This is a genomic window from Tellurirhabdus rosea, from assembly GCF_026278345.1.
In the GTDB taxonomy this organism is placed as follows: domain Bacteria; phylum Bacteroidota; class Bacteroidia; order Cytophagales; family Spirosomataceae; genus Tellurirhabdus; species Tellurirhabdus rosea.
This window is the reverse complement of the sequence record NZ_CP111085.1, coordinates 3,043,448-3,068,496: the sequence shown is the minus strand read 5'-3', so window position 1 is coordinate 3,068,496 and position 25,049 is coordinate 3,043,448. Positions and strand designations below refer to the sequence as shown.

Annotated in this window: 36 protein-coding genes; all 36 read right to left on the bottom strand. The window is 54.3% G+C overall.

Going from position 1 to position 25,049, the window contains the following annotated elements:
- Positions 1–53: 53 nt before the first annotated feature.
- The gene (gene rpsD, locus ORG26_RS12975) at positions 54–659 is read right to left on the bottom strand and encodes a 30S ribosomal protein S4 (protein ID WP_266362374.1); all 606 of its coding nucleotides are present in this window, start codon (positions 657–659) and stop codon (positions 54–56) included.
- Between the two features lie 132 nt (positions 660–791).
- Positions 792–1,187 (bottom strand): 30S ribosomal protein S11, encoded by a 396-nt coding sequence (gene rpsK / locus ORG26_RS12970; RefSeq protein WP_266362372.1) that lies wholly within the window; start codon positions 1,185–1,187, stop codon positions 792–794.
- 91 nt (positions 1,188–1,278) lie between these two features.
- On the bottom strand, positions 1,279–1,656 hold the full coding sequence (gene rpsM, locus ORG26_RS12965) for a 30S ribosomal protein S13 (protein WP_266362370.1): 378 nt from the start codon (positions 1,654–1,656) through the stop codon (positions 1,279–1,281).
- Positions 1,657–1,665: 9 nt separating this feature from the next.
- Positions 1,666–1,782, bottom strand: coding sequence for a 50S ribosomal protein L36 (gene rpmJ / locus ORG26_RS23590; RefSeq protein WP_038119933.1), 117 nt, complete (start codon positions 1,780–1,782; stop codon positions 1,666–1,668).
- Between the two features lie 87 nt (positions 1,783–1,869).
- Positions 1,870–2,088 (bottom strand): translation initiation factor IF-1, encoded by a 219-nt coding sequence (gene infA, locus ORG26_RS12955; RefSeq protein ID WP_266362367.1) that lies wholly within the window; start codon positions 2,086–2,088, stop codon positions 1,870–1,872.
- Between the two features lie 8 nt (positions 2,089–2,096).
- Positions 2,097–2,912 (bottom strand): type I methionyl aminopeptidase, encoded by an 816-nt coding sequence (gene map / locus ORG26_RS12950; protein WP_266362365.1) that lies wholly within the window; start codon positions 2,910–2,912, stop codon positions 2,097–2,099.
- A 3-nt stretch (positions 2,913–2,915) separates the two neighbouring features.
- Positions 2,916–4,229: a preprotein translocase subunit SecY gene (secY, locus tag ORG26_RS12945; RefSeq protein WP_266362363.1), complete on the bottom strand. Its 1,314-nt coding sequence runs from the start codon at positions 4,227–4,229 to the stop codon at positions 2,916–2,918.
- 87 nt (positions 4,230–4,316) lie between these two features.
- On the bottom strand, positions 4,317–4,763 hold the full coding sequence (rplO, locus tag ORG26_RS12940; RefSeq protein ID WP_266362361.1) for a 50S ribosomal protein L15: 447 nt from the start codon (positions 4,761–4,763) through the stop codon (positions 4,317–4,319).
- 7 nt (positions 4,764–4,770) lie between these two features.
- Positions 4,771–4,950, bottom strand: a complete 180-nt coding sequence (gene rpmD / locus ORG26_RS12935; RefSeq protein WP_266362359.1) for a 50S ribosomal protein L30 — start codon at positions 4,948–4,950, stop codon at positions 4,771–4,773.
- A gap of 12 nt (positions 4,951–4,962) precedes the next feature.
- On the bottom strand, positions 4,963–5,478 hold the full coding sequence (gene rpsE / locus ORG26_RS12930) for a 30S ribosomal protein S5 (RefSeq protein WP_266362357.1): 516 nt from the start codon (positions 5,476–5,478) through the stop codon (positions 4,963–4,965).
- 9 nt (positions 5,479–5,487) lie between these two features.
- Positions 5,488–5,844 carry a 50S ribosomal protein L18 gene (gene rplR, locus ORG26_RS12925; RefSeq protein WP_266362355.1) on the bottom strand — a complete coding sequence of 119 codons (357 nt, stop codon included), beginning with the start codon at positions 5,842–5,844 and terminating at the stop codon, positions 5,488–5,490.
- A 31-nt stretch (positions 5,845–5,875) separates the two neighbouring features.
- Positions 5,876–6,433: a 50S ribosomal protein L6 gene (gene rplF, locus ORG26_RS12920; protein ID WP_266362353.1), complete on the bottom strand. Its 558-nt coding sequence runs from the start codon at positions 6,431–6,433 to the stop codon at positions 5,876–5,878.
- A gap of 9 nt (positions 6,434–6,442) precedes the next feature.
- Positions 6,443–6,841, bottom strand: a complete 399-nt coding sequence (gene rpsH / locus ORG26_RS12915; RefSeq protein ID WP_266362351.1) for a 30S ribosomal protein S8 — start codon at positions 6,839–6,841, stop codon at positions 6,443–6,445.
- 111 nt (positions 6,842–6,952) lie between these two features.
- A complete protein-coding gene (gene rpsN / locus ORG26_RS12910; protein ID WP_266362350.1) occupies positions 6,953–7,222 on the bottom strand; it encodes a 30S ribosomal protein S14 in 270 nt (89 codons plus the stop codon).
- Positions 7,223–7,249: 27 nt separating this feature from the next.
- Positions 7,250–7,804: a 50S ribosomal protein L5 gene (gene rplE / locus ORG26_RS12905; RefSeq protein WP_266362349.1), complete on the bottom strand. Its 555-nt coding sequence runs from the start codon at positions 7,802–7,804 to the stop codon at positions 7,250–7,252.
- Positions 7,805–7,837: 33 nt separating this feature from the next.
- Positions 7,838–8,173: a 50S ribosomal protein L24 gene (gene rplX / locus ORG26_RS12900; protein ID WP_266362348.1), complete on the bottom strand. Its 336-nt coding sequence runs from the start codon at positions 8,171–8,173 to the stop codon at positions 7,838–7,840.
- 3 nt (positions 8,174–8,176) lie between these two features.
- Positions 8,177–8,545, bottom strand: coding sequence for a 50S ribosomal protein L14 (gene rplN / locus ORG26_RS12895; RefSeq protein ID WP_266362347.1), 369 nt, complete (start codon positions 8,543–8,545; stop codon positions 8,177–8,179).
- Between the two features lie 3 nt (positions 8,546–8,548).
- A complete protein-coding gene (gene rpsQ / locus ORG26_RS12890; RefSeq protein ID WP_266362346.1) occupies positions 8,549–8,812 on the bottom strand; it encodes a 30S ribosomal protein S17 in 264 nt (87 codons plus the stop codon).
- A 30-nt stretch (positions 8,813–8,842) separates the two neighbouring features.
- Positions 8,843–9,037, bottom strand: coding sequence for a 50S ribosomal protein L29 (gene rpmC / locus ORG26_RS12885; protein ID WP_266362345.1), 195 nt, complete (start codon positions 9,035–9,037; stop codon positions 8,843–8,845).
- Between the two features lie 35 nt (positions 9,038–9,072).
- Entirely contained in the window at positions 9,073–9,501 is a 429-nt protein-coding gene (gene rplP / locus ORG26_RS12880) for a 50S ribosomal protein L16 (RefSeq protein ID WP_266362344.1), read from the bottom strand.
- A gap of 92 nt (positions 9,502–9,593) precedes the next feature.
- Entirely contained in the window at positions 9,594–10,460 is an 867-nt protein-coding gene (gene rpsC / locus ORG26_RS12875; protein ID WP_266362343.1) for a 30S ribosomal protein S3, read from the bottom strand.
- Between the two features lie 9 nt (positions 10,461–10,469).
- Positions 10,470–10,865 (bottom strand): 50S ribosomal protein L22, encoded by a 396-nt coding sequence (rplV, locus tag ORG26_RS12870; protein ID WP_266362342.1) that lies wholly within the window; start codon positions 10,863–10,865, stop codon positions 10,470–10,472.
- 77 nt (positions 10,866–10,942) lie between these two features.
- Entirely contained in the window at positions 10,943–11,221 is a 279-nt protein-coding gene (rpsS, locus tag ORG26_RS12865; protein ID WP_266362341.1) for a 30S ribosomal protein S19, read from the bottom strand.
- A gap of 7 nt (positions 11,222–11,228) precedes the next feature.
- Positions 11,229–12,053, bottom strand: a complete 825-nt coding sequence (gene rplB / locus ORG26_RS12860) for a 50S ribosomal protein L2 (RefSeq protein ID WP_266362340.1) — start codon at positions 12,051–12,053, stop codon at positions 11,229–11,231.
- 34 nt (positions 12,054–12,087) lie between these two features.
- Complete coding sequence (rplW, locus tag ORG26_RS12855; RefSeq protein WP_266362338.1) at positions 12,088–12,375, bottom strand: 50S ribosomal protein L23; 288 nt, start codon at positions 12,373–12,375, stop codon at positions 12,088–12,090.
- A 3-nt stretch (positions 12,376–12,378) separates the two neighbouring features.
- Positions 12,379–13,008, bottom strand: coding sequence for a 50S ribosomal protein L4 (gene rplD, locus ORG26_RS12850; RefSeq protein WP_266362336.1), 630 nt, complete (start codon positions 13,006–13,008; stop codon positions 12,379–12,381).
- 4 nt (positions 13,009–13,012) lie between these two features.
- Entirely contained in the window at positions 13,013–13,633 is a 621-nt protein-coding gene (gene rplC / locus ORG26_RS12845; protein WP_266362334.1) for a 50S ribosomal protein L3, read from the bottom strand.
- A 401-nt stretch (positions 13,634–14,034) separates the two neighbouring features.
- Positions 14,035–14,340, bottom strand: coding sequence for a 30S ribosomal protein S10 (rpsJ, locus tag ORG26_RS12840; RefSeq protein ID WP_234736410.1), 306 nt, complete (start codon positions 14,338–14,340; stop codon positions 14,035–14,037).
- Positions 14,341–14,512: 172 nt separating this feature from the next.
- A complete protein-coding gene (gene fusA / locus ORG26_RS12835) occupies positions 14,513–16,618 on the bottom strand; it encodes an elongation factor G (RefSeq protein ID WP_266362330.1) in 2,106 nt (701 codons plus the stop codon).
- 179 nt (positions 16,619–16,797) lie between these two features.
- Complete coding sequence (locus tag ORG26_RS12830; protein ID WP_266362329.1) at positions 16,798–16,923, bottom strand: hypothetical protein; 126 nt, start codon at positions 16,921–16,923, stop codon at positions 16,798–16,800.
- 120 nt (positions 16,924–17,043) lie between these two features.
- Positions 17,044–18,624 (bottom strand): glucoamylase family protein, encoded by a 1,581-nt coding sequence (locus ORG26_RS12825; RefSeq protein ID WP_266362327.1) that lies wholly within the window; start codon positions 18,622–18,624, stop codon positions 17,044–17,046.
- 62 nt (positions 18,625–18,686) lie between these two features.
- Entirely contained in the window at positions 18,687–20,180 is a 1,494-nt protein-coding gene (locus ORG26_RS12820; protein WP_266362325.1) for a RagB/SusD family nutrient uptake outer membrane protein, read from the bottom strand.
- Positions 20,181–20,239: 59 nt separating this feature from the next.
- Positions 20,240–23,221, bottom strand: a complete 2,982-nt coding sequence (locus ORG26_RS12815) for a SusC/RagA family TonB-linked outer membrane protein (RefSeq protein ID WP_266362323.1) — start codon at positions 23,219–23,221, stop codon at positions 20,240–20,242.
- 197 nt (positions 23,222–23,418) lie between these two features.
- Positions 23,419–23,886: a 30S ribosomal protein S7 gene (gene rpsG, locus ORG26_RS12810; protein ID WP_266362321.1), complete on the bottom strand. Its 468-nt coding sequence runs from the start codon at positions 23,884–23,886 to the stop codon at positions 23,419–23,421.
- A 69-nt stretch (positions 23,887–23,955) separates the two neighbouring features.
- On the bottom strand, positions 23,956–24,381 hold the full coding sequence (gene rpsL / locus ORG26_RS12805) for a 30S ribosomal protein S12 (protein WP_266362319.1): 426 nt from the start codon (positions 24,379–24,381) through the stop codon (positions 23,956–23,958).
- A gap of 212 nt (positions 24,382–24,593) precedes the next feature.
- Positions 24,594–24,914 carry a DUF3467 domain-containing protein gene (locus ORG26_RS12800; protein WP_266362317.1) on the bottom strand — a complete coding sequence of 107 codons (321 nt, stop codon included), beginning with the start codon at positions 24,912–24,914 and terminating at the stop codon, positions 24,594–24,596.
- Positions 24,915–25,049: the final 135 nt, after the last annotated feature.

The following is a 25,049-nucleotide window of genomic DNA, read 5'->3' as shown; positions in this document are numbered from 1 at the left end:
TAATGGCAAAATAAAACCTCGGTAGTGCAGAGGTTTTATTCGGCCGCCAACGATTACTTCGAGTACAGTTCGACGATGAGCTGCTCGTTCACGTTTTCCGGGATCTGATCGCGATCCGGATAGGTGATGAACTTGCCCGTCAGCTGCTGGTTATCGAACTCCAGCCAGTTGAACCGCTTGGTCCCGCGAGCCGAAAGGCTGTCGGTAACGGCTTCCAGCGACTTCGACTTTTCGCGAACGCCGATCAGCTGGCCGGGTTTCAGTGAATATGAAGGAATGTTAACGACTTCGCCGTCAACAATGATGTGCTTGTGAGAGACAAGCTGACGAGCCGCCCGGCGCGTCGGGGCAATGCCCAGACGGTATACCGTATTGTCGAGACGGGCTTCGCACAGCTTCAGCAGGTTTTCACCCGTGATGCCTTCCTTAATTACGGCGCGGTGGAACAGCGCGCGGAACTGGCGTTCCAGGATGCCGTAGATGTATTTTACTTTCTGCTTTTCCTGCAGCTGAACAGCGTATTCAGACTGTTTGCGCTTGCGGCCGCGACCGTGCTGGCCCGGGCCATATGCTTTCTTTTGCAGCGCTTTGCTGGGGCCGAGGATCGGCTCCCCAAACTTACGGGAGATTTTGGCCTTGGGGCCTGTATATCTTGCCATTTTTCTTTTTACTTAATGAATAAACATAACCGGTATCGCACCGGCGTTCCGTGCCGTAGCGAATGAACAGACACAACCCAATGTCGCCTGCTCGTTATTCATTCTACTGCGTCCTGAGCGTGTGACCGGTAATTATACGCGGCGACGCTTCGGCGGACGGCAACCATTGTGGGGCAGCGGCGTGATGTCTTTGATCGACGTTACCTCAATACCGGAGTTCTGAATCGTACGGATGGCTGATTCACGACCAGCACCCGGACCTTTTACGAACACCTCAGCTTTGCGCATACCGGCTTCGTGAGCTACGGCAGCACAGTTCTGGGCGGCAGTCTGGGCAGCATACGGCGTGTTTTTCTTAGAGCCTTTGAAGCCCATTTTACCGGCCGATGCCCACGAGATTACCTGCCCGCTGCTGTTAGTGATTGAGATAATGATGTTGTTGAAAGTAGCCTTGATGTGTACTTGGCCTACCTGTTCAACAACCACAATCCGCTTTTTCGCTTTGTCCTTGCGTTTTGCTTGAGCCATTGTTTGTTTTCGTTCAATGTTTAACGTTTAACGTTTAAAGAGCGGTAAACGAAACCTTTGAACTTTAAACCTTAAACTTTAAACTTTCAGATTACTTCGTTGCTTTCTTCTTGTTAGCAACCGTCTTACGCTTCCCTTTCCGGGTACGTGAGTTGTTCTTGGTGTGCTGTCCGCGAACCGGAAGCCCTTTCCGGTGACGGAGGCCCCGGTAAGAACCGATGTCCATCAGACGCTTGATGTTCAGCTGAACTTCTGACTTCAGCGCGCCTTCCACCTTGTGCTCAGCCGTAATGATGTTACGAATCGCTGTTGTCTCTTCGTCATTCCACTCGCTGACCTTTTTGTCAACGCTGATTCCTGCCTGAGTCAGGATTTTCGTAGCCGTGCTACGACCGATTCCGAAGATATACGTCAGTGCAATCTCACCACGCTTCCGGTCGGGAATATCAACACCTGCAATACGTGCCATATCCAGTAATTAACCTTGTCTTTGTTTGTACCGAGGATTCTTTTTGTTAATGACGTAAAGCTTGCCTTTGCGGCGAATGACTTTACATTCTGCGCTGCGCTTTTTAATGGACGCTTTGACTTTCATGGGTTTTACTCCGTTTAAGGTTTAACGTTTAACGTTCAAGGCATGAGCGAAAAGACGTTCAACCCCAAACTTTAAACCTTAAACCAATTATTTATACCGATAAACAATTCTTGCTTTGCTCAGGTCATACGGAGACATTTCAAGCTTCACCCGGTCGCCCGGCAGAATCTTGATGTAGTTCATCCGCATTTTCCCGGAAATGTGGGCAATCACTTCATGCTTGTTTTCGAGCTGAACCCGAAACATGGCATTGGAAAGTGCTTCTACAATCGTACCGTCTTGTTCGATGGAGTTCTGTTTCGCCATACTGTGCGTTACACTATCGTCGCTTCGTTGGTTTCAATCATCATCGAAGTGTTTGCGGTCACTTCTTCGATGTACTGAAACGTAGTCAGGATTTCTGCTTTACCTTTCCGTATCGCTACGGTATGTTCAAAATGGGCTGAAGGTTTGCGGTCCGTAGTCCGAATGGTCCATCCATCACGCTCCTGCACAATGTTGCGTTTTCCCAGATTGATCATGGGCTCGATGGCGATAACCATGCGCTCCCGCAACCTGGGGCCCTGCCCGCGTTTGCCGTAATTCGGCACCTGAGGGTCTTCGTGCAGATGGCGGCCGACGCCGTGACCAACTAGTTCCCGAACCACCGAGTAACCAAATCCTTCGACATACGTCTGGATGGCAAACCCAATGTCCCCTACCCGATTGCCTTCCGTAGCGCGTTCGATGCCCGCATACAGCGACTGCTTGGTTCGCACCAACAGTTGCCGGGCTTCGGGAGCTATTTCGCCGACCGGATAAGTATAGGCACTGTCGCTATGGTAGCCTTTCAGCTTAACACCGCAGTCAATACTAACAATATCGCCGTCTTTTAGTTCGTATTTGTTCGGAATACCGTGGACAACCACTTCATTCACCGAAATACAAAGGGAAGCCGGAAAACTTCCGTTATACCCTTTAAAAGAAGGAATTCCTCCGTTATCACGGATGAATTCCTCAGCAACTGTATCCAGCTCTTTCGTTGTGATGCCAGGACGAATCAGCCGTGCTACTTCAGCATGAGCCTTTCCCAGAACCTGGGCACTCAACTTAATGAGTTCAATCTCCTCTTCCGATTTCAGATGAATCATTGCTTATGCGGCGACACTCTCCGTGCGACCCTGAACCCGTCCTGACTTCATCAACCCTTCATAGCGACGCATTAAGAGATAGCTTTCGATCTGCTGCAGCGTGTCGAGAACGACACCGACCATGATCAGCAGGGAAGTACCTCCGAAGAACTGTGAGAAGTTCCGCGTCATGCCGAGTAAGACGGCAATTGACGGCAGAATTGCCACTACAGCCAGCATGATGGCTCCGGGCAGGGTAATCCGGTCCAGAACCTGTCCGATGTACTCGGAGGTCATGAAGCCGGGCTTTACACCGGGAATGAAGCCACCACTCCGTTTCATATCGTCGGCAATCTGGTTAGGGTTAACCGAAATGGCCGTATAAAAGAAGGTAAAGATCAGAATGAGCAGGCCAAAGACCAGATTGTACTGCCAGGTCGTGTAGTCGGCAAAAACCGTCTGCACCGTTCCGGCAAAGTCACTCTTTTCAGCAAAAAGACCCGCAACCAGCGACGGTACGAACATCAGCGCCTGGGCGAAGATGATCGGCATAACACCCGCGGCGTTCAGTTTCAGCGGCAAATACTGACGCTGTCCTCCCACCACTTTGTTGCCCACGATCTGCTTGGCGTACTGAATCGGAATCCGGCGAACGGCCTGGGTCAGCACGACGGCTCCCATGACAACAAAGAACAGAGCCACGATTTCGAGCACGAAAATCAACGCGCCACCGGTTCCGCGCGACTGCGCTTCACCAAGAATAGCGCCCGGGAAACGAGACACAATGCCAATCATGATCAGCATGGAAATACCGTTACCAATGCCTTTGTCCGTAATCCGCTCTCCCAGCCACATACAGAAGATCGTACCGGCGGTCAGAATGAAAACCGAAACGACCGAAAACGTAGCACGGTCGATCAGGATGGCTTCGGCCGGAACCGTGGTAGCCAGATAGGTGGAAGCCTGTACGGCCGTCACCACAATCGTCAGCACCCGGGTAATCTGATTCAGACGCTTACGTCCCGACTCGCCTTCTTTCTGCATGCGCTGAAAGTACGGCAGGGCCAGGGTGAGCAGCTGAATAGCGATTGAGGCCGAAATGTAAGGCATGATGCCCAGCGCAAAAATAGAAGCACGGCTGAAAGCACCGCCCAGGAACGTATCCAGCAACCCTAACAATCCACCGGGCGTCTGACCGAGTGCTGCCGGGTTAACCCCTGGCAGGACGATGTGTGAGCCCAGCCGGAAAACTGTAATAAACAACAGCGTATTGAGGATCCGAGTTCTCAGCTCCTCAATCGAAAAGATATGCTGAAGGGTTGTAATGAATCGTTTCATTTGTCTGTTTTGCTATCGGCCGTTAAACGGCCACTTGTCCAAAGTTACAACTTTTCGTCAGGGAATCCTAACCGGACAAGTGGGCGCTTACAGCTTGACGGCTTTCCCGCCTGCTTTTTCGATTGCTTCGGCAGCTTTTGCTGAGAACGCATCGGCTGAAACTTCAACCGCCGTCGTCAGTTCGCCCCGGCTCAGTACCTTTATCTTGTCGTTTTTACCGATCAGACCATTCGACAGCATTATTTCACGGCTGATGACCGTTGAGCCGGTCTTTTCAGCCAGTGCCTGCAGCGTGTCAAGGTTGACAGGCTTAAACTCAACGCGGTTCGGGTTCTTGAAGCCAAACTTCGGCAGACGACGCTGGATAGGCATCTGACCACCTTCGAAGTTTTTCTTCGCGCTATAACCTGAACGGGACTGAGCACCTTTGTGACCACGGGTAGAAGTTCCACCCATGCCCGACCCTGTACCACGGCCAACCCGCTTGTTATCACGGACTGAGCCCGATGCCGGTTTCAGAGAGCTTAAGTTCATGGTATTATTAGATTTCTTCGATCTTCACCAAATGTTGTACTTTCCGGATAACTCCGGCAACCGAATCGTTCAGCTCCAGCTCAACGTAGCGGTTGATCTTGCCGAGGCCCAGCATCTTGATTGCCTGCTTCTGGGTCTGCGGACGGTCGATGATGCTGCGAACCTGTGTGATTTTAACGCGTGCCATACTTTTTTGTTCTTAGCCGTTGAAAACCTTTGACAGATTAACGCTGCGCTGGAACGCTACCTGGTGCGGAGCCCGCATCTTCAGCAGCGCGTCGATGGTTGCCTTCACCACGTTGTGGGGGTTCGACGAACCTTTCGATTTTGCCAGTACGTCGCGGATGCCGGCGCTTTCGAGGACGGCGCGCATGGCACCACCGGCGATTACACCCGTACCCGGAGAGGCCGGTTTCAGCAGGACGAAGCCGCCGCTGAATTTGCCTTCCATTTCGTGGGGAACCGTGTGCTTCAGCAGCGGAACCTGAACGAGGTTTTTCTTGGCATCTTCAATTCCTTTGGCAATCGCGTCCGTTACTTCGTTCGCTTTGCCCAGACCGTAGCCGACTACACCGTTGCCGTCGCCGACCACCACGATTGCCGCGAAGCTGAAGCGACGACCGCCTTTCACTACCTTCGCAACGCGGTTGATAGCGACGACTTTCTCTTTCAGTTCGGACTCGTTTACCTTAGCGGGTCTTGTATTCGTTACCATTGTTTTTGCTTAGAATTGAAGGCCACCTTCGCGGGCGCCATCGGCCAGAGCCTTAACTTTTCCGTGATACAAATAACCGTTCCGGTCAAAGACAACCGCCGTGATTCCGCTTGCTACCGCTTTCTCGGCCAGTTTCTGACCTACCTGCTTGGCAACGTCTACGTTCGCTCCTTTTTTATCCTTGCCTACGATTTCGACTGATGACGCAGCGGCCAGGGTACGGCCTTCCGAATCGTCGATGATCTGGGCGTAGATACGGGCGTTCGAACGGAAAACCGACAGGCGCGGACGCTCGGACGTACCGGCCACTTTTCTCCGGATTGTATGCTTAATACGCAGTCTTCTGCTTTCTTTTGTGACAGCCATTTTCGTCTGTGCTTATTATATGGTTCACCGATTACTTCTTGGAAGCAGACTTACCAGCTTTGCGGCGAACAACTTCACCCACGAACCGGATACCTTTTCCTTTGTACGGCTCAACTTTGCGCAGCGACTTAATTTTAGCCGCTACTTCGCCGATCAGTTGCTTGTCGATCCCTTCCAGAATAACTTTCGGGTTCTGACCTTTCTCCGTTACCGTCGTTACTTTCAGTTCGGTCGGAACCAGAACGAAGATGTTGTGGGAGTAGCCCAGGTTCAGTTCAAGAACCTGGCCCTGGTTGGATGCCTTGTAACCAACCCCGATGATTTCGAGTTCGATCCGGTAGCCCGTGCTGACACCCGTTACCATGTTGTTGACCAGTGCCCGGTACAGACCGTGCATGGCTTTGTGGCGCTTCTGTTCGCTCGGACGAACCACTTTCAGTTGGCCGTCGGTTATTTCAACCTGGATCTCCGGGTTGATGGTCTGAGTAAGAGTACCTTTCGGGCCTTTTACCGTAACGACGTTGCCGCTACCGACCTCGACCGACACCTTCTCCGGCAGTGCAATTACTTTATTACCTACGCGTGACATGGTTTCCGATTAGTATACGTAACACAATACTTCACCGCCTACGTTCAGCGTACGGGCTTCCTTGTCGGACATGACGCCTTTCGACGTAGACAGGATAGCGATACCCAGACCGTTCAGTACACGCGGCAATTCGTCGTGGGCACGGTACTGGCGCAGACCCGGCTTGCTTACGCGCTGAAGGTCTACGATAGCCGGCTGCTTCGATACCGGATTGTACTTAAGGGCGATTTTGATGGTTCCCTGCGGACCGGTCTCATCGAACTTGTAGTTCTGGATGTAACCTTTGTCGAAGAGTACCTTCGTGATCTCCTTCTTTATATTGGAAGCAGGAATTTCAACAACCCGGTGCTTGGCACGGATTGCATTTCTGATGCGAGTCAGATAATCTGCTATTGGATCAGTGTTCATTTCGTCCTGATTATTAACGCAAACCCAGGTAACGGCGCACCGTTTTTAAATGGGCTTGCAAAATTACGGAATCGTTTTCTAATTACGAAACGTCGAACTGTTAAAACCTGATTACCAGCTTGACTTCGTTACACCCGGGATGCGACCGGCCGAAGCCATTTCGCGGAACGTTACCCGTGAGATTCCGAACTTCCGCATATATCCCCGCGGACGGCCGGTCAGCTTACAACGGTTATGCAGACGTACCGGCGAAGCGTTGCGCGGCAGTTTGTCCAGGGCCAGGTAGTCACCGGCTTCTTTCAACGCAGTCCGCTTGGCGGCATACTTGGCAACCAGCCGTTCCCGCTTGCGTTCTCTTGCTTTGATTGATTCTTTTGCCATGTTTCTGTTGTTCGAGGTCTGACGAACTTATTTCTTGATATTGGCAAACGGCATTCCCAGCGCCTTGAGCAGCTCGTAGCTCTCTTCGTCGGTGTTGGCCGTAGTTACGAACGTGATGTCCATACCCGAAATCCGGTTCACTTTGTCGATCTGGATTTCCGGGAAGATAATCTGTTCTTTAACGCCAAACGTGTAGTTACCACGTCCGTCGAAGCCTTTTTCGCTGATGCCTTTGAAGTCACGAACCCGGGGCAGAGCGACAGCCGTCAGCCGGTCCAGGAATTCGAACATCTTTGCACCGCGCAGCGTCACCTTCGCACCGATGGGCATGTTCTCCCGCAGTTTGAAGTTTGATACTGCCTTCTTCGACAGCGTCGGCATGGCTTTCTGACCGGTAATCTGCGTCAGTTCGTCCACACCAATGTCAACCAGCTTCTTGTCCGCCACGGCGGCGCCGATACCTTTGTTCAGGACGATCTTCGTCAGACGGGGTACCTGCATTACGCTGGTGTATTGAAAGCGTTCCTTCAGTTGAGGAACGACTTCGTTCAGATATTTCTCTTTGAGTCTCGGAGTTGCCACTGTTTTTCCGCTTTAAATGTCCAAAACCTGATCTTAGATGAAGTTGCCAGACTTCTTTGAGAACCGCTGCAACTTGCCTTTATCGTTCAGTTTCCGGCCCGTGCGTGAAGCTTCGCCAGTAGCGGGATCAATCACCATCAGGTTGCTGATGTGGATCGTACCTTCCTTTTTCTCGAGGCTACCCTGCGGGTTGGCGGCCGACGGTTTGATGTGTTTGGTGATCATGTTCACCCCTTCCACAACAGCCCGCTGCTTGTCTACCAGCACGCGCAGAATTTTGCCGGTCTGACCCTTTGAGTTACCAGAGATCACCTTCACGGTATCCCCTGATTTGAGGTGTAACTTTTTGGGTTTATCTACTGTCTTCATGTCTTAGAGTACTTCTGGAGCCAACGAAACGATTTTCATAAACTGCTTCTCGCGCAACTCCCGCGCTACGGGTCCGAAGATACGGGTGCCCCGCGGCTCGTCGTTGTTGTTCAGCAGAACGGCTGCGTTATCTTCGAAGCGGATGTAAGAACCGTCTTTGCGACGTACTTCTTTCTTGGTCCGCACGACAACGGCTTTGGATACCGTTCCCTTCTTCATGTTCGAGGAAGAAAGGGCCGCTTTCACCGTTACTACAATTTTATCGCCAACCGAGGCGTAGCGCTTGCCGGTTCCGCCAAGAACCCGGATCACAAGCACTTCTTTTGCGCCGCTATTATCGGCTACGCTCAAACGTGATTCTTGCTGTACCATGGGTTACTTCGCTTTTTGGAGGATTTCGACTAAACGCCAGCGCTTGTTCTTGCTCAGCGGACGGGTCTCCATGATGCGAACCGTATCACCGACTCCGCATTGGTTGAGTTCGTCATGAGCCATAAACTTCTTCGTACGGTGCATAAATTTGCCGTACATCGGGTGTTTCACTTTGCGGTCAACGGCGACGGTGATTGACTTCTCCATCTTGTTGCTTACCACTACCCCGATACGTTCTTTTCTGAGATTTCTTTCTTGCTGCTCCATTGGATCAAATCAGTTGATCGGTTGGTCTTCTTAGGCCTGACGGCTTTTTGACGTCAGTTCCGTGTTCAGTTGAGCGATCAGCCGGCGCGTCTGACGAATCCGCATCGGGTTTTCGACGGGAGAAATCGCGTGCGCAAACTTCAGTTTCTGCAGGCGATCCGTTTCGGCCGTAATCTGCTCTTTCAGTTGCTCAACCGACAGCGCCTTGATATCGTTCTTTTTCATGGTCTTAATCTGTTATTTCGTTAAACCAGACGGGATTAGGCTTCCTGCTCCTGGTAGTCCCGACGAACGACGAACTTGGTCTTAACCGGCAGCTTCTGCGCTGCCAGACGGAGGGCTTCCTGCGCCACGTCCAGGGGTACCCCGGTCGCTTCGAACAGAATGGTTCCGGGCTTGATGACGGCTACCCAGTATTCCGGGGCCCCTTTCCCTTTACCCATCCGAACTTCAGCCGGCTTCTTGGTGATGGACTTGTCCGGGAAAACACGAATCCAGACCTGGCCTTCCCGTTTCATCGCACGGGTTACGGAGATACGAGCGGCTTCAATCTGGCGCGCCGTGATCCAACCTTCTTCCAGCGATTTGATCGCAAACGACCCGAAAGCAATCTGGTGACCGCGGGTGGCGAGACCCTTAATCTTCCCTTTCTGCTGCTTACGAAACTTGGTTCTTCTTGGTTGTAACATTGTCGTATGTCATTAGAGTCGTCAGTCGGCCAGTCGGCCAGTCGTCAGTCTGGGACTGAGGACTTACAGACTGAGGACCGTTGACTGTTTTGTTATCTTCTACGCTGGCCGCCGCCTTGTCCGCCACGATTACCGCCGCCTTGTCCGCCACGGTTGCCGCCGCCGCCTTGTCCGCCACGGTTGTCGTTACGACCCCGGCGACGATCGCCGCGTTCGCCTTCACCACCGCGGTCACCCCGACGGTCGCCACGATCACCACCGCGACGGTCGCCACGGTCGTTGCCGCGCTCGGCCTGGGCTGCGCTCAGTTGAGCGGCCGGAGACAGGTCACGCTTGCCGTACACTTCGCCTTTGAAGACCCATACTTTGATACCGATCTTGCCGTATACCGTCTGGGCTTCCGAGAGCGCGTAATCGATGTCGGCACGCAGCGTGTGCAGAGGAACACGTCCCTCTTTGTACTGCTCCGAGCGGGCGATTTCGGCACCACCCAGACGACCCGATACGCGAACCTTGATACCCTGGGCTCCGACGCGCATGGCAGAGCTGATGGCCTGCTTCATGGCGCGACGATACGAGATCCGGGCTTCCAGCTGCTGGGCAATCGTTTCGCCGATGAGTTTGGCGTCGATTTCCGGACGCTTGATTTCGAAGATGTTGATCTGAACGTCTTTGCCAGTAATCTTCTTCAGCTCTTCCTTGATCTTGTCGACTTCACCACCGCCTTTACCGATTACGATACCCGGACGGGCTGTGTGGATGGTCAGCGTAATCCGCTTCAGCGTCCGCTCGATCACCACCCGGGCGATAGCGCCTTTCGGGATACGGGCAGAGATATATTTACGGATTTTAACGTCTTCAACCAGCTTGTCAGAAAATTCTTTACCGCCATACCAGCTTGAATCCCATCCTTTAACGATGCCAAGCCGCAGACCAACGGGGTTTACTTTTTGTCCCATTCTGTTGTCTTATTTTTCTGAGTTCTCTGTAGTGTCGTCTTCTGCAATCGTCAGCAGGGGCTGCGCCGCGCTGTCAACGACCAGCGTAATGTGGTTTGAGCGCTTGCGGATGCGGTGGCCACGACCCTGGGGAGCCGGGCGAAGCCGCTTCAGCATACGACCGCCGTCAACGAACACCGTCTTTACGACCAGGTCGGCATCTTCAATGCTTTCGCCTTCGTTTTTCACCTGCCAGTTAGCAACGGCCGACAGGAGAACTTTTTCCATCACCTTCGCACCACTCTGCGGTTGAAAACGCAGGATGCCGAGGGCTTTGCTTACCTTCTGGCCACGAATCAAATCGGCTACAAGCCGCATTTTGCGAGGCGACGAAGGCACATCTTTGAGCTTTGCTATTGCTTCCATTTGTTAGTGCTGAATTGTGAATTCTGAATTGTGAATGTTTTTTGATCCAACATTCTTCATTCATAATTCTACATTGATTAACGTCTGCCTTTGTCCTTCTTCGCTACGTGACCGCGGAAATTGCGGGTGGGGGAGAATTCGCCCAGTTTATGACCGACCATGTTCTCCGTTACGTATACCGGGATGAACTTGTTGCCGTTGTGAACAGCAAACGTATGGCCGACGAAATCCGGAGAGATCATTGAACGACGTGACCAGGTCTTGATGACCGACTTACGGCCTGAGTCGTTCATGTTTTCGACCTTCTTCTCCAGACGGAAATCTATATAGGGCCCTTTTTTAAGTGAGCGTGCCATTTACGTCTTATTTTTTGCGTTTGCTAATAATCAGTCGGTCTGAGTACTTCTTCGGCGAACGGGTCTTCTTCCCTTTCGCGTACAGACCCGTACGTGAACGCGGGTGTCCGCCGGAAGCGCGGCCTTCACCACCACCCATCGGGTGATCGATCGGGTTCATCGCTACACCACGAACGCGCGGCCGGATACCCAGCCAGCGGCTACGACCTGCCTTACCGATGCTGACGTTCATGTGGTCGGGGTTTGATACCGAACCTACCGTTGCCATGCAGGTAGACAGAACCCGACGCTGCTCGCCTGACGGCATACGCAGTACAGAGTACTTGTCTTCACGAGCGACCAGCTGGGCGTAGGTACCGGCTGAGCGGACCAGCGCACCGCCCTTGCCCGGGTGCAGCTCGACATTGTGGATAATCGTACCAATCGGCATGGACCCCAGCGGCAGCGCGTTACCAACTTCCGGAGCAACGTCCGGACCGGAAACGATTTTCTGACCGACGGTCAGGCCCTGCGGGGCGATGATGTAGCGCTTTTCGCCATCTGCGTAGAACAGCAGGGCGATACGGGCCGAACGGTGCGGATCGTATTCGATCGTCTTGACCGTGGCCGGAACACCCGCCTTGTCACGCTTGAAGTCGATAATCCGGTACTGTTGCTTGTGACCGCCACCGATGTAGCGCATGGAACGGCGGCCCTGGTTGTTACGGCCACCGGTTTTCTTTATCGAGATCAACAAGCTCTTCTCCGGCACGTTCGTCGTGACGTCGGAAAAGTCCGGGGCCACGCGGAAACGTTGGCTCGGCGTTGTTGGTTTCAGTTTCTTAACAGCCATTACTTGTGCGTTTTGACTTCGTGGTTAGAACCCCTTAGATTTCGGCGTAGATGTCCAGAACTTCGCCTTCCGCCAGCGTAACGATGGCTTTCTTCGTCGTTGACGTGCGGCCGGACGTTACCCCTTTCTTCGTGCTTTTCGACTTCGTGTGGCCGATGACCCGCATCGTGCACACGTCGGCTACCTTCACACCGTACATTTTCTCGATCTCTTTCTTGATCTCGATTTTGTTGGCGTTCAGCGTAACTTCGAAGCCATATTTGCCCTGTTTGTTCAGAGCCGTCATTTTTTCCGTAATAATCGGTCTTTTCAGTACGTTCATGGCTTATTCCGCAAGAAGAGATTCTAACTTCGACAGCGCGCCTTCGCTGATGAGCAGCCGGTCGGCGTGCATCAGGTCATAGGTGTTCACAGTATCCGCCGTTACGACTTTCGCCTTTTTCAGGTTGCGGCTCGACAGAACCACGTTCGTGTTTACGTCCGGCAGGATGAGCAGCGTTTTGGTTTCCGCTGCCTGAAAAGCATTCAGGAAATCGATGTATGCTTTTGTACGGGGTGCTTCCAGCGTGAAGTCTTCGAGAACGGACACGCTGTTGGCCTGCGCCTTCGCGGCGAAAGCTGACTTACGGGCCAGTTGCTTCACTTTCTTGTTCAGCTTGAAAGAATAATCGCGCGGACGGGGACCAAAGATGGTACCACCACCGACGAATACCGGCGACTTGATGCTGCCGGCGCGGGCACCGCCCGTTCCTTTCTGCTTCTTGATTTTGCGGGTTGAGTGGGCGTTCTCGCCGCGCTCTTTCGCTTTGTGCGTACCCTGGCGCTGGTTGGCGAGGTACTGTTTAACGTCCAGATAGATCGCGTGCTCGTTCGGCTCGATACCGAAGATGGCGTCTGACAGGTTCACTTTCTTGCCCGTCTCTTCGCCTTTCGAGTTATATACTGACAATTCCATAAGGCTATTTCTCTAAGATGACGAACGAATTTTTTGCACCCGGCACCGAACCGCTGATCACGATCAGGTTTTGCTCAGGCAGAACGCGCAGGACGCGGAGGTTTTGAACCTTTACCCGGTTGTTGCCCATCCGGCCTGCCATACGCAGCCCTTTGAACACACGTGAGGGGAATGAACAGGCACCGATCGAACCCGGGTGCCGGGCACGGTTGTGCTGACCGTGCGTCTGACCGCCTACCCCGCCGAAGCCGTGGCGTTTCACAACGCCCTGGAAACCGCGGCCTTTCGCCGTTCCGACTACATCGAGGAAGTCGCCTTCCGTGAAGACGTCCGTCACTGACAGTGTTTGACCCAGAGCGAGCTGCTGCTCGAACTCCTTGAACTCAACCAGCTTGCGCTTGGGAGTTGTGTTGGCCTTTTTGAAGTGGCCGAGAAGCTGCTGCGTCGTGCGCTTTTCTTTCTTCTCGCCGTAGCCGAGCTGGATGGCCGTGTAGCCGTCCTTCTCCTGCGTCTTCACTTGCGTGACAACGCAAGGACCGGCCTCAATCACTGTACATGCCAGAGCCTGCCCGTCAGCATTGTACAGACTGGTCATCCCAATCTTTTTTCCAATTAAACCAGACATGGTAAGTTGTTGTAAAGCAGGAAATTAAATGAAACAAATAAAAAAACGGAGTGCAAAATTAGGGATTAACCGGCCATATTGCAACCCGTATCTGCTTAATTGTCAAAAAATAACGTGTTTTTTCAACAAAAAAGGCCAGGCGTAGAACACCTGACCTATGCGTTCGGTGCAGGCTTCCGAAGAGGCCTTACCGGACAAAGTCAGATGTGGTTTCCGCAGGGGACCTTCATCCGCGTTATGTTTTTGAAAGCAATAAGCTTTTTTATTCGGCCTGCAAATATAGAAAGAGTTTTTTCAGAAAAAAAGTACTACCTCATTAAAAATCAGTAAAAAACAAAAAACCACCGGAGTTTTCGTCCCGGTGGCTTCTTATCTCGTCTGGAGTCGTATCGACCAGAAAACTATACTTTGATTTCCACGTCAACGCCGCTCGGCAGTTCGAGCTTCATCAGCGCGTCAACCGTCTTGGCGCTCGTCGAGTAGATGTCTACCAGGCGCTTGTAAGTGCACAACTGGAACTGCTCGCGTGACTTCTTGTTCACGTGCGGAGAACGCAGAACGGTAAAGATTTCCTTATCGGTCGGCAGGGGAATCGGACCGTTCACCACGGCACCCGTCGATTTTACTGCCTTCACGATTTTCTCAGCCGACTTATCAACCAGCATGTGGTCGAACGACTTCAGTTTGATCCGAATTTTTTGATTCATGGTAATGAGTGGTCCTGATAGAAAATAACCCGTTCCCGACAGGTCGCCCGCCGCCGAAAGGACCATTTACTCCGGCAACGCAGCCTATTTTGAATAGTGGATGATGAATGTTGAATTATGAAGAATATCTAAACAGACCTATCATTCCCAATTCAACATTCATCATTCAAAATTATTGGGCGCGAACAGCACCCTTTGACTTCGCTACAATGCCTTCGGCCAGGTTGGTCGGAACCTGCTCGTAGTGCGAGAAGGTCAGGTTGGCCGTGGCACGACCGGAAGAGATCGTACGCAGGTCGGTTACGTAGCCGAACAGTTCCGACAGGGGAACGTCAGCCTTGATCACCTGCGAGCCAGCGCGGGTATCCATGCCTTTCATGATGCCCCGGCGACGGTTCAGGTCACCCGTGATCGGACCGGTGTATTCTTCCGGCGTCAGCACTTCAACCGCCATGATCGGTTCGAGCAGTTTCGGACCGGCGTTCTTGGCTGCCTCACGGAAGCCCATACGAGCCGCCAGTTCGAACGACAGTGAATCGGAGTCAACGTCGTGGAAGGAACCGTGGAACAGACGAATTTTCATCGAATCCAGCGGGTAACCAGCCAGCGGGCCGTTTGACATGGCTTCGCGGAAGCCTTTTTCGATGGCCGGGATGAATTCACGGGGAATCACACCACCAACGATGCCGTTTACGAACTCCAGACCCGGCTTGCCTTCTTCGCCCGGCATGATTTCGAACACGATGTCGGCAAACTTACCGCGACCACCCGTCTGCTTCTTGTACACCTCGCGGTGTTCGAAGTTCTTCGTCAGGGTTTCTTTGTAAGCTACCTGCGGCGCGCCCTGGTTTACTTCTACCTTGAATTCACGACGCATCCGGTCGATGATGATTTCAAGGTGAAGCTCACCCATCCCGCGGATGATCGTCTGGCCGGTTTCTTCGTCCGACTCAACTTTCAGGGTCGGGTCTTCTTCGATCAGCTTACCGATAGCCTTCGAGAAGTTGTCTTGGTCAGCCGATTTTTTCGGCTCGATGGCGTAACCGATAACCGGATCCGGGAATACCATGGATTCCAGAACGATCGGATGCTTCTCGTCCGACAGGGTATCGCCCGTCTTGATGTCTTTGAAACCTACTACGGCACCGATGTCGCCAGCTTCCAGACGATCGATCTGGTTCTGCTTGTTGGCGTGCATCTGGAAGATACGCGAGATACGCTCCTTGTTGCCTGAACGGTTGTTCAGAACGTATGAGCCGGATTCCAGCGTACCGGAGTACGAACGGATAAAGCACAGACGGCCAACGTAGGGGTCCGTAGCAATCTTAAACGCCAGAGCCGTGAACGGATCGTCGGAGCTCGGCTTGCGTGAGATTTCGGCGCCGGTGTCCGGGTTCGTTCCTTTGATGCTTTCTTTGTCGAGCGGCGACGGCAGCAGGGCCATCACGTAATCGAGCATCGTCTGAACGCCTTTGTTCTTGAACGAAGAACCACACAGCATCGGAACGATCTTCATGCTGATCGTCGCCTGACGCAGGGCGGCCAGAATTTCGTCTTCCGTGATGGAGTTCGGATCTTCGAAGTATTTCTCCATCAGGGTATCGTCGAACTCGGCCACGGCTTCGAGCAGTTTCTCGCGCCATTCGGTTGCTTCGTCGATCATGTCGTCCGGAATGGGAACGACTTCAAAGGTCATACCTTTGTCGCTTTCGTTCCACTTGATACCGCGGAAGTTGACGAGGTCAACAACGCCCTCGAACTCGTCCTCGGCACCAATCGGGAGCTGCAGGGGTACTGCGTAGCTGCCCAGCATTTCTTTTACCTGGTTGCAAACGTTCAGGAAATCCGCGCCAGCGCGGTCCATCTTGTTTACGAAGCCAATCCGGGCAACGTTGTAGTTGTTGGCCAGACGCCAGTTGGTTTCTGACTGCGGCTCGACGCCGTCAACGGCGCTGAAGAGGAACACCAGACCATCCAGAACGCGCAGGGAGCGGTTTACTTCTACGGTGAAGTCAACGTGACCCGGCGTGTCGATGATGTTGATGTGGTATTTCTGGTCCCGGTAGGTCCAGTTTACGGTCGTTGCAGCGGAGGTAATCGTGATACCACGCTCCTGCTCCTGCTCCATCCAGTCCATGGTAGCGGCACCGTCGTGTACTTCACCAATCTTGTGGCTGACACCGGCGTAATAGAGGATACGTTCGGTCGTGGTCGTCTTACCCGCATCAATGTGCGCAGCGATACCGATGTTCCTCGTGAATCTTAAATCGCGAGCCATTCGTCTATGAAAAACTTAGTGTTGATTCGTTGAAAATGTCCTGATTTGACCGCCATGCGGACGCACCTTGGCAAATCAGGACGCAAAGTTACTGAAAAACAATTAACAAAAAAAGGTTTGCTTTCAGCCCGGAAGAAAGTTAATGGATGTTTAACACCTGAAAACAAAAGCTTTACGGCTTAGCAAGAAATCAAGCCCTGCGCAATCAGAACGGGAACAATCAGCCAGAGCAGTCCTTTGATGAGGAAAAACAGAAAGCCCAACCAGCCGACGCGTTTGAGCCAGAGTTTGAAGCGGTCGTTCATGTGGGGGTTTGTTTACGGGCCTTACTGAATCACAAACACCAAAAAAACGCAATGCGTTACATACTTGGTGCAGGACGGCCAAAAAATATTGCGTTTTTCACTCCCCAGCCCGGAAGCGGGTTAGTTCGTATCCACGCCCTGGTGCAGGAACAGGCGGACCTGCTGCCGGTCGGCTCCCTGCGTCAGTTCAAACGTGTATTTCCCCTGTGGCAACTGGAACGTCAACTGGTGCATTCCCTCCGCGTAGGCCTGGTTGTCGATTAGCTTCCGGACCGGCTTTCCCGTTTCGTCCAGTACGTTCAGCGAAACGGGCGAAGCCCCTTTTACGGCAAAATCGAGGACGAAAGCGCCCCGGTCCGGGTGCTTCCAGAGGTCGACGTAACCCGTGCGGAAGTCTGGCGCGTAGGCGTAGAAACTGGTCGGATGCACCGGCTTGCGGATACCCATCTTTTCCAGACCCGTCCAGAGTTCGGGCGTTCGTTCCCCGAGTTTCCAGATCAGGCCGGAGCGGTAATTTTCCATCATGACCACAATCGGACCCTGATCGATGGCCAGGTACTGGTTGGAGTACCAGTTCAGGTTTTTGTGATAGGCATCGTAAAAGCCGTACGGCCCGAAAAGCCGGCTCCCTTCCCGCAGGTACAGATTGCGTAAAACCTGCATGGAGTAGTACGGCGTGTACGGAAAGGCCGAAAGGGCCGCCGTGGGGCTGATGGTTCCGTTGTCGTTGGTCGGCGAGTGGGCGTCGTAGAAGTTGTAATCGTCGCTGGCGGTCAGACCCCAGTTGCCGGGGCCATAGCCGTACATGGCCTGCCGGGGCTGAAGGCAATGGGCCCGGTTTATGAGGGTGTGGTGCAGATTCTGTGTCCAGTAGTACGTGTTGTCGTCCTGCATCAGGCGCGGGTCCAGACTCAGGTACGAGTAGTGCGTGAAGAACAGCGGCCCGCCCATGTCCATCCCGAGCGGCAGCCGGTAGCCGAAATAGGTGTTGCCGTTTTTGTAGTAGCTGCTCTGTTTGTAGGTATTCTCGTAAACAGTCGGTGGAATGGCGTGCGTGGGCGAACCCAGCGCCAGCACGTACGTAATGATCGTTTCGTCGAAGCCGCGAATCGGGTGGTTCATCTTCCAGCCGTGGTTCGGCGACCAGTGCCAGAGCAGTTTCCCGTTCTGCACGTGCCAGTCCCATTCGACCTCCCGCCACAGCTTTTCGATCCGCTGGCGGACATCCTTTTCCACCGCAGTATTCTGGGTAAAATACGCCCGGGCGCTCAGCAGGCCATTGACGAGGAAAGCCGTTTCGACCAGGTCACCGCCGTCGTCGTATTGCGAAAAGGGCACGACTTTGCCGCTGCGTCCGTCGAGCCAGTGGGGCCAGACGCCGTGGAAGCGGTCGCTTTTTTCCAGAAAACCAACAATCTTCTGCATCCGCTGGGCGGCCTCAGCCCGGGTGACCCAGCCCCGCTCGGCACCCACGACAATGGCCATGATGCCGAAACCCGTTCCGCCCGTGGTGACGATGTTGGGTGTCGCCGTCCGCTCGGGAGCCAGCCCGGAAACCGGATGACCAAAGTCCCAGAAATAACGAAAGGTCGCTTTCTGTACCGTTTCGAGGTACTCGCTGTACTCGTTGGCCGGAGCCGCCGGTTGCTGGGCGCGGCAATTCAGGGAAATCAGAAAAAGAAGGGTAAACGCTCGAATCATGATTCACTTATTTTGACCAGCGGGGCGCCGTTCTCGACCGGCGCCCCGCTGGTGAAGTCCTGTCAATAGCCGGGGTTTTGCGTCAGTACGTTGCCGCTGGCGTCGATCTGCTGCTGCGGAATCGGCATGATTTCGTTTCGGTTCTGCATGAACTGCTTTCCGGCAGCCCGAAGCACCTCGGCAGCCCGTCCCTGACGCACCAGATCCCAGAAGCGGTCGTGCTCCATCGCCAGTTCCACGCGCCGTTCGCGCCAGATGGCATTCCGGACCTGCGTCCGGTCGGTTGCCGTCACGTTGGGCAGGACCGTCGTGCTGCTGCCCCGTGCCCGCGCCCTTACCGAGTTCAGAGCTGTCAGGGCGGCCGGGGTCTGGTTCAGTTCATTCGCCGCTTCGGCGTACATGAGCACGATGTCGGCATACCGCAGCAGCCGGATGTTTTTGCCGGAATCGCCCAGTCCGCACGGCGACCGGCTCTCGTTCAGGCCCACGTAGGCTTTCTGGTTGTAATACGGGTTGATGGCCGTCTGCGGAACCGTGTAGCCGTCGCGGGTCGTTTCGCCGCGCACCAGAAACGTCGCGTCCCGGCGCGGATCACCGGTTTCGTAGGCATTGAACAGGTCCTGGGTCGGGACGTTAAAGCCCCAGCCCAGTCCGGCCTGCGCCGAACGGACACCCTGCACTTCGGCGTACTGTGACCCGCCGCCGCACTGGGGCAGGGCCGCCGCCTGGACTTCAAATACGGATTCCCGGCTATTTTCCCCCGCTTCGGTAAAAATCACTTCGTAAGGCGTCGACAGGTCGTATTCGCCGGACTTCATGATTTCATCGGTGAGTTGCAGCACCTGCGGCCATTTGCCCTGGTACATCGACACTTTGGCCAGCAAGCCTTTGGCCGCGCCCCGGGTCGCCCGGCCCAGCTCCGTGGTTGGGTACTGCGATTTTTCGGGTAAGACCGCGATAGCCGCCCGTAAATCCGTTTCGATCTGCTGGTACGTCTGTTCGCGCGTGGAGCGGGGCGTGGCCGGGGCCTCGTCGCCCTGGATGGCTGTAATCAGCGGCACACCGCCAAACGTGCGGACCAGATTGAAGTAGAAGTAAGCCCGCAGCATCCGGGCCTCGCCGATCAGCCGCGAACGCAGGGTGGTGTCCATCTGGATCGCTGGCACGCGCTGGATAACCTGATTTGCTTTGGCAATGCCGAGGTACTGCCCGGTCCAGAAATCGTTCAGACCGGAGTTGGTCGGCGAGACGGTGAACTGGTCAAATTCGTTCAGAAAGATGGCATCGTTTGGCTCACTGCCCTTCTCGGCATCATCCGAGGTAATGCTTGAGACACCGATGAACGAAAAGACGTGGGTCGGCCACTGGCGCAGCTGCCAGTAGATGGCGTTGGTCGCCCGCACCGCGCCTTCCTGACTATTGAAGAAATCTTCCGTGACCTGTTCGCCCTGCGGACGCTTGTCCAGAAACTCCTCGCTGCACGCCTGGCCGAAGAGCAGGAGCGTTCCCGCCAGCAGTGCGCGAAAGTAGGTGTTGAATTGGGGTAAGTTTTTCATTTCGTTAAAGAATTACTCCCTGAAGTATTTTTCATTTTGGAAAACATAGATGCCTGTGGTCAGAAGCCGATCTGCAGCCCGAGGGTCGTGGTACGGTACACCGGAATGACATCCAGATCGACACCCCGACTCAGCGGCTCGTTGGCCCGTCCGCCCACTTCCGGCGAGAAGCCCGAATAGTTTGTAAACGTAAACGGGTTGAGGGCATTGGCATACACCCGCACCGACCGCAGCCCGACCGACCGCAGCAGGTTGGAAGGCAGCGCGTAGCCCAGTTGGATGGTCCGGATGCGGACAAAGGAGCCGCTTTCCATAAAGTATTCGGAGACTTCAAAATTCTGCCCTCCGTTGGTCAGCCGCGGCTGGGTGGTAGACCGGTTCTGGGGCGTCCAGCGTTCCAGCGCAATCCGCTCGTAGTTTTCGTTTCCGAAACGAACCGCCCGACGCCCGTTGTAGATTTTGTTGCCGTGTGAACCCTGCAAATCCAGCGACAGATCGAAGCCCTTGAAGTTGAAGTTCGAGTTGAAGCCCCAGAACATTTTTGGAATGGCCGTTCCGAGATACACCCGGTCGTTGCCGTTGATGACGCCGTCGGGCTGGCCGTTCGGGCCGCTCACATCGACGTACCGCAGATCGCCCGGCCGCGCGCCCGGCTGCGACGGGCTGCTGGTGACTTCCTGCTCATTCTGGAAAACGCCCGCCACCCGATAGCCGTAGAACGCCCCGATGGGCTGGCCGACGTCAGTCAGCGTCACGTTCCGGCCGTTGCCCAGGCTACCGCCGATGAGCGGAATCCCACCGTTGCCGAGGCTGGTCACTTCGTTGTTCACCGTCGTCAGGTTGGCGTTGATGGAGTAGCTTAGGTCGCCTGCCCGGTCGTTCCAGCCCGCCGACAATTCGAAGCCCTGGTTGACTACACTGGCGGCGTTGGCCTGTACCTCGCGGCCATTGCCGATGTTGACGTTCAGAATGACGTCGGAGGTCTTCCGGTTGTAGTAGTCGATTTCGGCCGTTAGTCGGTTGTTAAGAAAGCCCGTTTCGAGGCCGATGTCCGTCTGGGTCACTGTTTCCCACAACAGGTTGGAAGTCGTGGTATTGACCTCCGTCGCCCCGAGCTGCAGGTTCTGGCCGGAGCCGAAGACCGGGTTCAGGCTGCTGGTAATGCGCGGGTAATACAGGTAGTTGGGAATGTTGGTATTTCCCAGAATCCCGTAACTGGCCCGCAATTTCAGGTTGCTGAACAGCATCTGATTCGCCATAAAGTCCTCTTCGATAATCCGCCAGCCCAGACCCACGGCCGGAAAAGTTGCCCAGCGGTTATTGGTCGGAAAGCGGGAAGAACCATCCCGCCGCACACTGACCGTCAACAGATACTTATTCAACAGCGTGTAGTTTACCCGGAAGAGATACGAGGCATAACTGAAGACGTTGCCCTGGTCGGTCGCCTCGGCTCCCACGGTATTTCCCAGTGACAGATACTGCACGTCTGAGCTGTAACCCGGCACATCGCGGCGGCTTCCCTCCAGACGCTGGTACTGCACTTCCTGAGCGGTAGCGCCTAACAGCACCGTCAGGTCATGGTTTTCGCCAAACTGTTTCCGGTACGTCAGCGTGTTTTCCCAGAGCCAGCTGGTATTGAGGTCGTTGCTCCGGGTCAGGCGACTCTGTTCGTTGAACTGGCTGGACGACACACGGTACGAAGGCAGAAAAACGTTGCCGTTGTTCAGGGAAAGGTCTACGCCGATGCTCGAACGGAGAGTGAATGCTTTCAGAAAATCCAGTTCCCCGTACAGATTTCCGACGAGCTGGCCGGTCCGCGCCCGGTCGTTGGTCTGGTATTCCAGCACCGCCGCCGGGTTAGCCACCGTACTGACCTGCGAAAAGCCAAACTGTCCGTTTGGCAGGCGAGGCACGACGGTCGGGTCGGCGTTATAGGCCGATTGGACGACGGAGCCCGGTACATTGTTGGATTGGGTACGGGAAAACGAAAGGTTGTTGCCCATCCGGAAGTTGCCCGTCAGCTTGTAAGTGTTGTTAACGCGAAAGGTCAGGCGGTTGAACCGGGATTTGTCAATAATGCCCGATTCGTCGTAGTAGCTGGCGCTCACGTTGAAGGTAACCCGGTCGGTGCCGCCCGAGGCCGTCAGCTGGTGGTTCTGGATGCCGCCGTTCCGGAAAATGTAATCAAACCAGTCGGTGCCTTCGCCCAGTGAGGAAGGATTCGGAAAACGCGGCTGAGCGCCTTCGTTGGCGGCCACTTCGTTGACCAGCGTGGCGTATTCGGTGGCGTTGGTCAGGTCCAGTCGTTTGCTGAGCTGGGTGACGCCGCCGAACCCTTCGTAGGAGAACGTGGTCCGCCCTTCCTTACCCGCTTTGGTCGTAATCAGGACAACGCCGTTGGCTCCGCGTACGCCATAAATCGCCAGCGACGAGGCGTCTTTCAGAATATCGATGGAAGCAATGTCGGCCGGGTTCAGAAAACGGATGTCATCCACAAACATACCGTCCACTACGTACAGCGGGTTGCTGTTGCCGACTGTTCCCACGCCGCGAATCCGGACGTTGGGAGCCGCTCCCGGCACGCCCTGGTTGGTGGTGATCAGCACGCCCGCCGCTTTTCCCTGTAACGCCTGCGTCGCCGTCGCGACCGGCCTACTGGCAATCTCCTCGGCCCGAACGGTGGAGATCGAGCCCGTCACGTCGGCTTTCCGCTGCACGCCGTAGCCTACGGCCACGACTTCGTTCAGGGTGGTCACGTCTTCGACCAGCACAATGTCCAGCGTTGGTCCGGTCACGGTCTGTTCGGAGGTTTGGAGGCCGATAAAGCTAAACACGAGCACGTCGCCGTTAGCCGCTTCGATGCTGTACTGTCCGTTGGGGTCCGTGGTGGCTCCCCTTGAGGTGTTCTTTACCTGCACGGTCACGCCCGGCAGGCCGCCCGGCTCCTGGGCGGTGGTTACGCGCCCGCTGACCCGCTGCTGGGCCCAGGCAAGCTGGCCCGTCCAAAGCAGCATCAACCAAAGAAGTAGTTGCTTTTTCATAACGTATAGGATTGTAAAGGTACTTTTCCGCCGCGCGGCTCCTCAACGAAAGAATCCGTTTTGGAGCCATCAGGCAGGATTTGCCCACTCTATACGCATAACTAAGCAAGCCTGCAAACGTCTAAAATTTCTGACCCTATAAAAGCAAAAGCCTTCCCTCACCGGGGAAGGCTTTTGAGAGTCAGATAAGATACGGATTAGAAGCGGAAGTGCGAGAACGCCTTGTTTGCTTCGGCCATACGGTGCGTATCGTCCTTCTTCTTAACGGCAGCGCCCTCACCTTTCGATGCGGCGATGATTTCCGCAGCCAGACGGTCTACCATGGTTTTTTCACCACGTGACCGGGCGTACTTGATCAGCCATTTCATGCCTACTGATACCTTACGGTCAGGACGCACTTCCGTCGGAACCTGGAACGTAGCACCACCGACGCGGCGGCTTTTTACTTCGACTGAAGGCATTACGTTGTTGAGTGCCTTCTTGAACGTTTCGAGGCCGTTGTCGCTGGTTTTCTTCTCAACAACTTCGAGTGCCCCGTAGAAGATCGAGTATGAGATACTCTTCTTTCCCTCATACATGAGGTTGTTCACAAACTTCGTTACCAGCACCTCCCGGAATTTCGGGTCGGGCAGGACGTATCTTTTTTTAGGTTTTGCCTTTCTCATGGTCTTCAGATGGAGATCTTACTCTACGTACGGCACATCAGGCGGTACGCAGTGCAAGGCTTTTTTTAATTACTTTTTCTTCCCTTTAGCGGGTGCGCCTTTGCCGGCTGCCGGAGCCTGACCCGGTTTCGGACGCTTGGTGCCGTATTTCGAGCGGCTTTGCAGACGACCGTTTACACCGGCCGTATCGAGGGCACCCCGAACGATGTGGTAACGAACACCCGGAAGGTCCTTTACACGACCACCGCGCACCAGCACGATCGAGTGCTCCTGCAGGTTGTGGCCTTCGCCCGGGATGTAGGCGTTCACTTCTTTCTGGTTCGTCAGACGAACACGGGCTACTTTACGCAGGGCCGAGTTCGGCTTTTTGGGAGTCGTGGTGTATACACGGGTGCAGACACCGCGACGCTGCGGGCACGCATCCAGAGCCGGAGACTTCGACTTGAATTCCAGCTTTTCGCGGCCCTTACGTACTAATTGTTGTATCGTAGGCATTGTATAGAAATTGTGATAATTGCAGTATTCCGGAAAATCGGAGTGCAAAATTAGTGAAACTCACCGGAATAGCAAGGGGGCGAGTATAGGATTTTTGGTAAAAAGCTTAAAGTCAGGTTTTTTGTATCGAGTGATTGAGCGTACGGAAGTCGCGGGCACGAAGCAAGGCGAAGCATTCGCTCAATCACTCATTCGCTCAATCACTCAATAAATTACGCTTCCCCAATCGGCCCGCCGAACTGGGTTGGGAAGCGGAAGGCTTCGTCGCCGCCGTTGATATCGCCGAAGGTATCCTCGAATTTGCGGATGTTTTCTTTCAGGGCCGCCAGCAGGCGCTTGGCGTGTTCGGGGGTCAGAATGATGCGGGATTTTACTTTGGCTTTCGGTACGCCGGGCATCAGGCGAATAAAGTCGATGATGAACTCGCTGTTCGAGTGGGCAATCATGGCGAGGTTGGCGTAGACGCCCTCGGCTATGTCTTCGGTCAGTTCGATGTTAATCTGGCCTTCCTGATCGGGGAGCTGGTTTTCCATTGGGTAGTTTCGGTTAACAATAAGTTTTAACACTGCTGTTAAACACTAAACAGGTAAAGGTGCGACGCAGGGTGTTGTAACTTTGAAGGTATGAAAAAAGCGGCCAATCCTTTCGGACTGACCGCTTCTTTTCTA

Bases quoted from the DNA above. Each gene is read 5' to 3' on its own strand.
- rpsD (WP_266362374.1), bottom strand. From the start codon at position 659: ATGGCAAGATATACAGGCCCCAAGGCCAAAATCTCCCGTAAGTTTGGG.
- rpsK (WP_266362372.1), bottom strand. From the start codon at position 1,187: ATGGCTCAAGCAAAACGCAAGGACAAAGCGAAAAAGCGGATTGTGGTT.
- rpsM (WP_266362370.1), bottom strand. From the start codon at position 1,656: ATGGCACGTATTGCAGGTGTTGATATTCCCGACCGGAAGCGTGGTGAG.
- rpmJ (WP_038119933.1), bottom strand. From the start codon at position 1,782: ATGAAAGTCAAAGCGTCCATTAAAAAGCGCAGCGCAGAATGTAAAGTC.
- infA (WP_266362367.1), bottom strand. From the start codon at position 2,088: ATGGCGAAACAGAACTCCATCGAACAAGACGGTACGATTGTAGAAGCA.
- map (WP_266362365.1), bottom strand. From the start codon at position 2,912: ATGATTCATCTGAAATCGGAAGAGGAGATTGAACTCATTAAGTTGAGT.
- secY (WP_266362363.1), bottom strand. From the start codon at position 4,229: ATGAAACGATTCATTACAACCCTTCAGCATATCTTTTCGATTGAGGAG.
- rplO (WP_266362361.1), bottom strand. From the start codon at position 4,763: ATGAACTTAAGCTCTCTGAAACCGGCATCGGGCTCAGTCCGTGATAAC.
- rpmD (WP_266362359.1), bottom strand. From the start codon at position 4,950: ATGGCACGCGTTAAAATCACACAGGTTCGCAGCATCATCGACCGTCCG.
- rpsE (WP_266362357.1), bottom strand. From the start codon at position 5,478: ATGGTAACGAATACAAGACCCGCTAAGGTAAACGAGTCCGAACTGAAA.
- rplR (WP_266362355.1), bottom strand. From the start codon at position 5,844: ATGGCTGTCACAAAAGAAAGCAGAAGACTGCGTATTAAGCATACAATC.
- rplF (WP_266362353.1), bottom strand. From the start codon at position 6,433: ATGTCACGCGTAGGTAATAAAGTAATTGCACTGCCGGAGAAGGTGTCG.
- rpsH (WP_266362351.1), bottom strand. From the start codon at position 6,841: ATGAACACTGATCCAATAGCAGATTATCTGACTCGCATCAGAAATGCA.
- rpsN (WP_266362350.1), bottom strand. From the start codon at position 7,222: ATGGCAAAAGAATCAATCAAAGCAAGAGAACGCAAGCGGGAACGGCTG.
- rplX (WP_266362348.1), bottom strand. From the start codon at position 8,173: ATGAAGACAGTAGATAAACCCAAAAAGTTACACCTCAAATCAGGGGAT.
- rplN (WP_266362347.1), bottom strand. From the start codon at position 8,545: ATGGTACAGCAAGAATCACGTTTGAGCGTAGCCGATAATAGCGGCGCA.
- rpsQ (WP_266362346.1), bottom strand. From the start codon at position 8,812: ATGGAGCAGCAAGAAAGAAATCTCAGAAAAGAACGTATCGGGGTAGTG.
- rpmC (WP_266362345.1), bottom strand. From the start codon at position 9,037: ATGAAAAAGAACGATATCAAGGCGCTGTCGGTTGAGCAACTGAAAGAG.
- rplP (WP_266362344.1), bottom strand. From the start codon at position 9,501: ATGTTACAACCAAGAAGAACCAAGTTTCGTAAGCAGCAGAAAGGGAAG.
- rpsC (WP_266362343.1), bottom strand. From the start codon at position 10,460: ATGGGACAAAAAGTAAACCCCGTTGGTCTGCGGCTTGGCATCGTTAAA.
- rplV (WP_266362342.1), bottom strand. From the start codon at position 10,865: ATGGAAGCAATAGCAAAGCTCAAAGATGTGCCTTCGTCGCCTCGCAAA.
- rpsS (WP_266362341.1), bottom strand. From the start codon at position 11,221: ATGGCACGCTCACTTAAAAAAGGGCCCTATATAGATTTCCGTCTGGAG.
- rplB (WP_266362340.1), bottom strand. From the start codon at position 12,053: ATGGCTGTTAAGAAACTGAAACCAACAACGCCGAGCCAACGTTTCCGC.
- rplW (WP_266362338.1), bottom strand. From the start codon at position 12,375: ATGAACGTACTGAAAAGACCGATTATTACGGAAAAAATGACGGCTCTG.
- rplD (WP_266362336.1), bottom strand. From the start codon at position 13,008: ATGGAATTGTCAGTATATAACTCGAAAGGCGAAGAGACGGGCAAGAAA.
- rplC (WP_266362334.1), bottom strand. From the start codon at position 13,633: ATGTCTGGTTTAATTGGAAAAAAGATTGGGATGACCAGTCTGTACAAT.
- rpsJ (WP_234736410.1), bottom strand. From the start codon at position 14,340: ATGAATCAAAAAATTCGGATCAAACTGAAGTCGTTCGACCACATGCTG.
- fusA (WP_266362330.1), bottom strand. From the start codon at position 16,618: ATGGCTCGCGATTTAAGATTCACGAGGAACATCGGTATCGCTGCGCAC.
- ORG26_RS12830 (WP_266362329.1), bottom strand. From the start codon at position 16,923: ATGAACGACCGCTTCAAACTCTGGCTCAAACGCGTCGGCTGGTTGGGC.
- ORG26_RS12825 (WP_266362327.1), bottom strand. From the start codon at position 18,624: ATGATTCGAGCGTTTACCCTTCTTTTTCTGATTTCCCTGAATTGCCGC.
- ORG26_RS12820 (WP_266362325.1), bottom strand. From the start codon at position 20,180: ATGAAAAACTTACCCCAATTCAACACCTACTTTCGCGCACTGCTGGCG.
- ORG26_RS12815 (WP_266362323.1), bottom strand. From the start codon at position 23,221: ATGAAAAAGCAACTACTTCTTTGGTTGATGCTGCTTTGGACGGGCCAG.
- rpsG (WP_266362321.1), bottom strand. From the start codon at position 23,886: ATGAGAAAGGCAAAACCTAAAAAAAGATACGTCCTGCCCGACCCGAAA.
- rpsL (WP_266362319.1), bottom strand. From the start codon at position 24,381: ATGCCTACGATACAACAATTAGTACGTAAGGGCCGCGAAAAGCTGGAA.
- ORG26_RS12800 (WP_266362317.1), bottom strand. From the start codon at position 24,914: ATGGAAAACCAGCTCCCCGATCAGGAAGGCCAGATTAACATCGAACTG.